Here is a 7,840-nt window from a genome sequence, read left to right as displayed (position 1 = left end):
CGGTTTACTAGCCGTATTGCTACGACTTTCTCCCACGACTTGCATGTCTCAGGCACGCCGCCAGCGTTCGTTCTGAGCCAGGATCAAACTCTCCATTATAGCTCAGTATATCCACCGTTCGAGACGCTGCTAACGCGTCATGGAACGGCAGGACTGACCGCAATTAAATCAAAGAAATCGGTCGGGCATCAGGTCCATTCCTGGACCCCCGCCGCCGATTAAGGCATGCACTACTATTCAGTTTTCAAAGACCAACCCTTTTGGGGCGAAAGGAAACTGTACTCTCTTAATCCGGACCGTGTCAACGGCTATGTGAGGATTCTGAGGCGAAATTTCCACAGGCCGCGCCGTAAAGCGCCACCGAGCAACAATTTACGCATATTGACGGTCGAAGTAAAGCCCCCGACCGAAAGAAAATCATTGGCGGTCTCAAGCGCTCACGCCTGCTTTGACTAGGCAACGCATTTGTATTATAACACAAAGTCGTTTGGCCGCGACATTTAGTCGTTTGCTTCGTTCAGGATTGCCGCGGTGCGTGAAGATTGTCGAAGACTGCACGCGAGGACATCAGGATGCGACGATTATTCGGTATGGCGGCATTCGGCTTCGGCTTCTATTACCTCTGGAACAACACCGATATGGCCACCGAGATGGTTGCGCTCGGCGCCATGGGCGTAGCGATTCTGCTCGAGTTCGTCGGCGCCGACTGATCGATTCCGTTGACAGCGGGACTCGGCGGTCATCGCCGCGATTTGCGCGGACTCTGCACCGTTCCCGATACCGGCGAGGCTTCGCCTTTAAGCGCGATCGGACCAGCGGGAGCTTCGCTGTATGATTCATTCTCCAGTGTGACGCAGAGCGACGGTTCTTTCTCGTGGCCGGGCGGCAAATCCACCGCAACCGTGGCGAGGCCGTCGTCGCCGACGAGAAAATCCGCCGCCCAAATGGGCGCACCGCGTTTTGGCATCCACCAGATGCGATAAACCTCGAAGACGCCGGTTGGCTTGAGTCCGCTCGCTTCGAGCATCGCAGCGCCGGACGACTCGCTCATAGCGAGCCGCCCGGAAGGGAGAACGGGGGCGCCGGATTGCGCGATCGATTTGTCTTTTTCCTTGTCCTTCTCAGCGGGCGCGACCAGTTTGATCGTACGAAGGTCTGGCGCGAAAAGAATTTTTTCAAACACCTCGCCCACGGTGGCGCGTTCGCGCTCGGAGCCGAGCTTGCGCTGCGTGACCGCCGTCTGCCGGCGCAGATCGCGGACGATCGCATTCAGAGCCGCCACGCGGCGATTCACATAGTTGGTGCGTCGTGCGAGCGAACCGGCGAGTTCGGATATCACGATAAGGGACGCAAGTGCGATTGCGACAGACATCCCCGCAATCGCCTGCCAGAGCCTGACGCGCAGGAGTCGCGGCGGCCGGCCAACGGCAGACGGCTCGCCGCTGTTACGCCGCCCTTCTGATCCAGGTTCCGGTTCGCCCTCTTCCATCACGACATTGTGCGTCAGGTCCATGGATTCGATCCGACGGTATTATGCCCAATAGGCAGCGGCTTTGTTAGCCGCGGCCTTTCGGATAAAAATAAGGGCCATCTATGCGTCAAATTCAGGATGTCCACGTTCTCGCCGCCGAACCGCTGATCGCGCCGCATCTGCTCAAGAACGAGATGCCGGTGGACGAGGGAATTGCGCGGACCGTGGTCGAGGCGCGCGAGACTATTCGCGCAATCCTGGCGGGGCGGGACCGCAGGATGCTGTGTATCGTCGGACCATGTTCCATACACGATCCCGACGCGGCGATTGATTATGCCCGGCGGCTGGCGAAGCTGAAGGACACCACCGCGGATCGGCTCTACATGATCATGCGGGTTTACTTCGAAAAGCCGCGCACGACCGTGGGATGGAAGGGACTCATCAACGATCCGCACATGGACGACAGCTGCGATATGCGTGAAGGATTGCGCATCGCACGCCGATTGTTGATCGAGATAAATCGAATGGGGCTGGCGGCGGGGACCGAACTGCTCGATCCGATCACGCCGCAGTATATCGCTGACCTGGTCGCGTGGGCCGCGATCGGTGCGCGCACGACCGAGTCGCAGACGCATCGCGAGATGGCCAGCGGGTTGTCGATGCCGGTCGGATTCAAGAACACGACCGAAGGAAATTTGCAGGTTGCGATCAACGCAATTCAATCGGCGCGCCGCCCGCACTCTTTTCTCGGCATCACCCAGGACGGAATCTCGGCTGTGATTCGCACCTCGGGAAATCCCGATACGCACGTTGTGCTCCGCGGCGGACGCAAGCCGAATTATGACGCTGCCAGTATCGAGGAATGCCGCCGGATGCTCGCGAGTGCCGCGCTGGAGCCGCGCATGATGGTGGATTGCTCGCACGCGCAGACGAGCAAGGACTTCACCAAGCAGCCCGCGGTGCTGCGGACGCTGATCGATCAGGTGCGCGCCGGCAGCCGCGCGATCATGGGCGCGATGCTCGAGAGCAATCTCGAAGCGGGCAACCAGCCGCTCAACTCCGATCGCACCAAGCTCAAGTACGGCGTGTCAGTCACCGACCCATGCATCGATTGGCCAACGACCGAGCAATGCATCCTCGACGCCGCCACCGCACTCGCCTCGGCTCCCGCAATCCCCGCTTGAAGGGACCAAGGATTCGAGATTTGGCCGATCTGCTCACGGCGCGCCGGGTCGGGCTGTGGTTGTTCATGGTCACGGCCGTGGTATTCATGTTGTCGCCAATCTGGGACTTGTCGGATGCTCGCTACTCGATGCTTCTGAGCGAGAGCATCATTCGCAATCACTCGGTTTATATGAACGCCTACCAATTTCCCGGGCCGATCCGGGAATCCGGGCGCTGCGAGTCTCCTTCGGTACCCCTCCAGTCGGCGTTTCTGACTTACCAGCTCGACCGGGTCCGCGGGAACGTCGTTTATTGTTATCCAAATGGAACCTCGATCCTTTCGATACCCTTTGTGGGACTGATGAATGTACTGGGCGTGCATTGCTACGGCCAGGATGGGCGCTACCTCCCGTTAGGCGAGGGAATTATGCAGCGCCTTCTGGCTGCGCTGCTGATGGCCGGGTTCACCGTCGTCGTCTTCAACACCGCGCTTCAAATGCTCGGGGTCGGACCGAGCCTTATAGTTGCAGTCGGCGCCGCTTTCGGCACTCAAATATGGAGTACGGCGTCGCGAGTCATGTGGTCGCACACCTGGCTGATATTCCTTGGTGGGCTCGCCGCTTACTACCTGTTGGGGCGCGAGACTGGCCGCACGAAACGCGCTCATCCCATAGCTCTCGCGACGTTGCTCTCGTGGATGTACTTCGTGCGGCCGACCGGTGCGATCCCGATCATTTGCATCACAGTCTATACGTTCCTGTTTTGCCGCAACGGGTTCATATGCTACGCGTTGACTGGACTGGCATGGTTCGGCGGATTCGTCGTGTACTCGTGGTTCACTTTTGGAAAGTTGATTCCGGATTACTACCTGGACTCACGCATCTCTATCGATAGCATCGCAACCACGTTGCCGGCGATTCTCATTAGTCCCTCTCGCGGGCTGTTCATCTTCATGCCGGCATTGATTTTTGTTTTCTATCTGTTGATTCGATATCGGACGACCATCCGGTACCCCCGACTTGCAGTACTAAGTCTCTCGATCGTGGCTATTCAGACGGTGTTGGTAGCACTATGGCCGGTATGGTGGGGTGGGTATTCCTATGGTCCCCGCCTGCTGGCTGACGCAATCCCGTGGCTGGTGCTGCTGGCGATACTGGGATGCGCGGCGCGTCTGCGAAGCGCCAATAACGCGAAATTCAGCCGGGCTGAAATTGCCACTGCGCTCTCGTTGCTTGCGCTTAGCATCGCCATCAATGGTCGGGGCGCGATATCGGTTGCGCCCGTCAGGTGGAACGTGGCAGTCGATATAGATCGACATCCGGAGCGCGTCTGGGACTGGTCCAATCCTCAATTCATGGCGGGTTTGCCGTGAAGACGGATGAACTGGAGCGGCGCGGGACGAATCCTGGCGCGAAGGGAATCGAAGTGCAAGCCGAGCCTGACAAGCCCTTTACACGTTTCGGTCCTGTCTCGGTCAGCTGTGTGATCGCTGCGCTCGCGATTATCCATTACGTGTGGTTGATCTTCATTCCGCATAAGGTGCTCGTTTGCTTCATTGCAGATGACGCATTCTACGAGCTCCAGATTGCGCGGCACTTCCTCAGCTCCGGTAAATGGTCGTTTGACGGAGGATATAGTACGACCACGGGATTTCATCTTTTGAACGTCTATCTAATGAGTCTTTTCCCGGGGTTACTGGCCCGTCCATGGCTGGCAATTAAATTCTGGATGGCTGTTGGTCTTGCTCTTTCGATTTTGAGCGTCTTCATAATCACAAACTTCGTATATGAGAAATTCGGAGCTTTCGCTCTGGTTCCGGCATTTCTGGTTCTCACCGCTCCATCGTTCACACTCCAGAGTACCGGCTTGCTGGAATATCCCTATGTGATCCTGATGGCAGCTCTCTATGTAAGCGCTATATTTCTGCGGCGCGGAGAACATCGGTCGATGCTTTTGGGTATCTTCCTTCTCGGTTTTGCCGGTAGCATCGCGCGGAGTGATTTTGGAGGGCTCCCGCTTGCTATCTTTCTGACATGTTCCATAGCATTTTTCTGGAATCGTCACAGCGAATATCTGTTGAAAAGTTCTTGCGGTTTGGCAGGTGCGTCGGTCGGCCTGGCTGTGGTCTTCTTGCACACTTTTCTGTTCAGCGGGCATTTCCTTTCGGGCAGCGCGATGATTAAAGCCCTGTGGGGAAGCAGGCTTGGATACTCGCCGTCGCGCCCAATCTGGACCCTCATTCAGACAATGACGTCGTCGGGCCGTACATCCAAATTTATCTTCAGGTTATCTATTCTCGCGGCAATGGTAAGATTATGCGCCACTGCGCTGGGCATGAGTGACGATACGAACATAGAGCCAGAACGGGAAGAACTCGGCGGGAATGACTCCAAGTTGCTTGCTGGCGCCGGCGTGTGCGCAATCGTTCTGTACCTGCTGGTCTATGGCGCCGATCCTGCTCTTCAGCCCTGGTACACGGCCAGTTTCGCGATCCCCGTGCTGCTGGTACTAGGACCAGCTGCGCAGGCAGCTTCTCGCGCAACGCGCGCTTATGTCGTCGGCGTCGTCGCACTGCTTGTGGTTGTTAACATTCCAAGTACCTACGATCCGACCTGGAATCCCCAGCGGTATATGTTGGAGATGGCGGAATATCTGCAAGATCATCCGCCCGCAGGCCGAATGGGAGGATGGAACACAGGTATCGTTGGATTTTTCAGTGACGGAAAAATTGTCAATCTCGACGGCCTGATAAACGATCAAATCTATCCGTACGTGCGCGAAGGAAAGGTCGAGCAATACATCGACCGCGCCAAAATCAAATATATCGTCGACTTTCCTACGCAAATAGAAGACCCTGAGTTATCGGAGCTCCGCGGGTTTGAAGGTAGGAGCATCAATGCACGCTTGACGCCGGTACACAGCATAATCAACACGGACCGCAGCGATCCGCTGCTCGATTACACCTTATTTGAAATCCAAGGTCCTTCTCCAAAGCGCTAGGTGAGACTTACGTGGACGGTGCAGCGGTGCGAAATGGCGGGTGAAGCCGGAAGTCCACGAACGGATTGGCGCCCTGACACTTTGGCGGCGCTTCTGTACCTGCTGGTCTCCGGATTCTTCTTCGCGCGAGGATTGATCGGACATCCCGGCTACTTCATCGGGCGCGAGACCGACCCCGGAGTGCACATGTGGTTCTTCAACTGGTGGAGGTTCTCGCTCCTGCACGGACTCAACCCGTTCATCACCGATTGGGTCTGGGCGCCGCTCGGAATCAACCTGGCGTGGACGACCTGCGTACCGTTGCCATCGTTGATCTCGATTCCTCTGCAACTCACGGTGGGCGAGCCCGCGACCTACAACATCATCGTGATTCCGATGCTGCCGCTGGCAGCATTTGCAGCGTTTCTGCTATGCCGGCGCGTGACGGGCGCATTCTGGCCGTCAGTCCTGGGCGGATACATCTTCGGTTTTTCTTCATACATGCTTGGCCAGGTACTCGGCCACCTGGTTGAGCTCGGGGTTTTCCCGGTGCCTCTGATCGTGCTGTTGACCTTGAAAAGACTCGACGACGAGATTTCGCCGCGACGCTACGCGATTGGGCTCGCGGCATTGCTGACAGTTCAGTTTCTTTGTGCGGTAGAACTTTTCGCGACTGTTACGATGGTGGGCGGACTGGCCTTTTTACTCGCGCTCGCGCTTTTCGACAGCGACGTTCGCGCGCGACTGGTGAGTCTCATCGCACCCGGCATAGCCGGATACGCAATAGCAGGCGTAGTACTATCGCCGTACCTCTTCTACCTGCTGGGGCAAGGATTTCCTCACTCTCCCATCTGGATACCGGGCACCTATTCAGCCGACCTGTTGGCATTCCTGGTACCCACCGAAGCGCTTATGCTCGGCACGGCACGCGCCGCGACCGGGATTACACGCACCTTTCAGGGCAACATTTTTGAGAACGGCGCCTATCTCGGCATCGCGATAATCTTATTCGTCGAAGTCTTTCGGCGGCGGTATTGGCGCGAGCCGGTGGGGAAGCTTCTGACGATCCTGTTCGTCGTCATCGTGATCGCGGCGATGGGCCCGACGCTCCAGGTGGCGGGCAGCCCGGGAATCCCCATGCCGTGGGCGATTGCCGGGCGATTACCGTTGATTTCCATCGCGCTGCCGGTGCGCTTCATGATGTACGCGTTCCTGATCCTGGGGGTGATGATTGCGATGTGGTTCGCCGCGTCGGCGGCGCGTAGGCTTACGAAATGTGTGGCGGCCGCCGTGATCCTGGCATCAATCGCGCCGAATCCGCGCGCATCGTTCTGGGTGAGCAGGCTCGACATCCCCGCATTCTTCACCGACGGAAGCTACGCGAAGGAATTGTCACCGCGCGAGATCATTTTGCCGTTGCCATGGGGGGACAGGGGCAACTGCATGTACTGGCAATTGCAGAGCGGCATGTACTTCCGGATGGCCGGCGGATGGACAGGGATCTCGCCGTTCGAGTTCCGACGAATGCCGGTGGTTAACTATTTTTCCGGCGCCATTGCTCTGCCCGAGGCCGGCGATCAACTCAAGGCCTACATCGCCCGCTTCGGCGTGCAGGCGGTAATCGCAGACCCGAAGGAAGCAAATTTCCCGATTTGGCAGCAGACCCTCGCATCGCTCGGAGTCGCGCCGCTGAACGAAAAAGGCGTGTGGATTTACAAAATCCCACGCGACTCGTTCGCCGCATACGCCAAACTTCCAGCCGCGCAGGTCGAAGCGCGCGCCAACGCGCTGCGATTCGATACGATCCTGGAGGGAGCCAGTAAGTATCTCGCCGACGGACACGATCTCGCGAAGCTTTCTCCGCTCGAACTCAAGCGGCTCGATCTCATTCCGCGCGACTGGCTGGTCGATGAGACGCGCCACTCCTATATCGGCTGGGGAATCGGACCGGCGCCCGGCGGCCAAGTGGCCATTATCATCGGTGGCTCGTACGAGGGAGTGAGACCGCTTATAGAGCGCTACCGCGCAACCGCATCCGAGATCTATTATCCGGGCGCGATGCGATGGACGCCCGATTCCCGTCCTCCAATGGATGTCATCAAGCCATTGCTGGTGGCTTTCGACTCCACCCATCTGGCGGCAGCCGCACAGAGCATCCGGGACTCGCCGCCGCCCGAGATGACGACGCCATTCCTCGGCGCGGATTCCCGCCGATGACTTCGTCGG

At 58.0% G+C, this 7,840-nt stretch carries 6 protein-coding genes and 1 rRNA gene; 5 read left to right on the top strand and 2 right to left on the bottom strand.

The window, feature by feature from the left end; all coding sequences use genetic code 11:
• Window positions 1-99, bottom strand: a 16S ribosomal RNA gene (locus ABSB13_RS10410); the annotation flags it as partial.
• Between the two features lie 473 nt (window positions 100-572).
• Between ABSB13_RS10410 and ABSB13_RS10405 the strand changes: the two genes are divergently transcribed.
• Window positions 573-710, top strand: a complete 138-nt coding sequence (locus ABSB13_RS10405; protein ID WP_428107934.1) for a hypothetical protein — start codon at window positions 573-575, stop codon at window positions 708-710.
• 29 nt (window positions 711-739) lie between these two features.
• On the opposite strand, the gene ABSB13_RS10400 is transcribed toward ABSB13_RS10405, so the two are convergent.
• The gene (locus tag ABSB13_RS10400; protein ID WP_428107933.1) at window positions 740-1,372 is read right to left on the bottom strand and encodes an anti-sigma factor; all 633 of its coding nucleotides are present in this window, start codon (window positions 1,370-1,372) and stop codon (window positions 740-742) included.
• A 221-nt stretch (window positions 1,373-1,593) separates the two neighbouring features.
• On the opposite strand from ABSB13_RS10400, the gene ABSB13_RS10395 reads away from it, so the two are divergent.
• From ABSB13_RS10395 to ABSB13_RS10380, 4 genes are all read left to right on the top strand, one after another.
• On the top strand, window positions 1,594-2,655 hold the full coding sequence (locus tag ABSB13_RS10395; protein WP_428107931.1) for a 3-deoxy-7-phosphoheptulonate synthase: 1,062 nt from the start codon (window positions 1,594-1,596) through the stop codon (window positions 2,653-2,655).
• 20 nt (window positions 2,656-2,675) lie between these two features.
• Window positions 2,676-4,007, top strand: a complete 1,332-nt coding sequence (locus tag ABSB13_RS10390; RefSeq protein ID WP_428107929.1) for a hypothetical protein — start codon at window positions 2,676-2,678, stop codon at window positions 4,005-4,007.
• Window positions 4,004-5,635 (top strand): DUF8728 domain-containing protein, encoded by a 1,632-nt coding sequence (locus ABSB13_RS10385; RefSeq protein ID WP_428107927.1) that lies wholly within the window; start codon window positions 4,004-4,006, stop codon window positions 5,633-5,635. The genes ABSB13_RS10390 and ABSB13_RS10385 overlap by 4 nt, the downstream gene beginning before the upstream one ends.
• A gap of 81 nt (window positions 5,636-5,716) precedes the next feature.
• Window positions 5,717-7,831 (top strand): hypothetical protein, encoded by a 2,115-nt coding sequence (locus ABSB13_RS10380; RefSeq protein ID WP_428107926.1) that lies wholly within the window; start codon window positions 5,717-5,719, stop codon window positions 7,829-7,831.
• Window positions 7,832-7,840: the final 9 nt, after the last annotated feature.

This window comes from Binatus sp. (SeqCode) (assembly GCF_050013435.1).
GTDB lineage: Bacteria > Desulfobacterota > Binatia > Binatales > Binataceae > Binatus.
The sequence above is the reverse complement of the archived record's forward strand: the minus strand, read 5'-3'. Positions and strand labels throughout refer to the sequence as shown.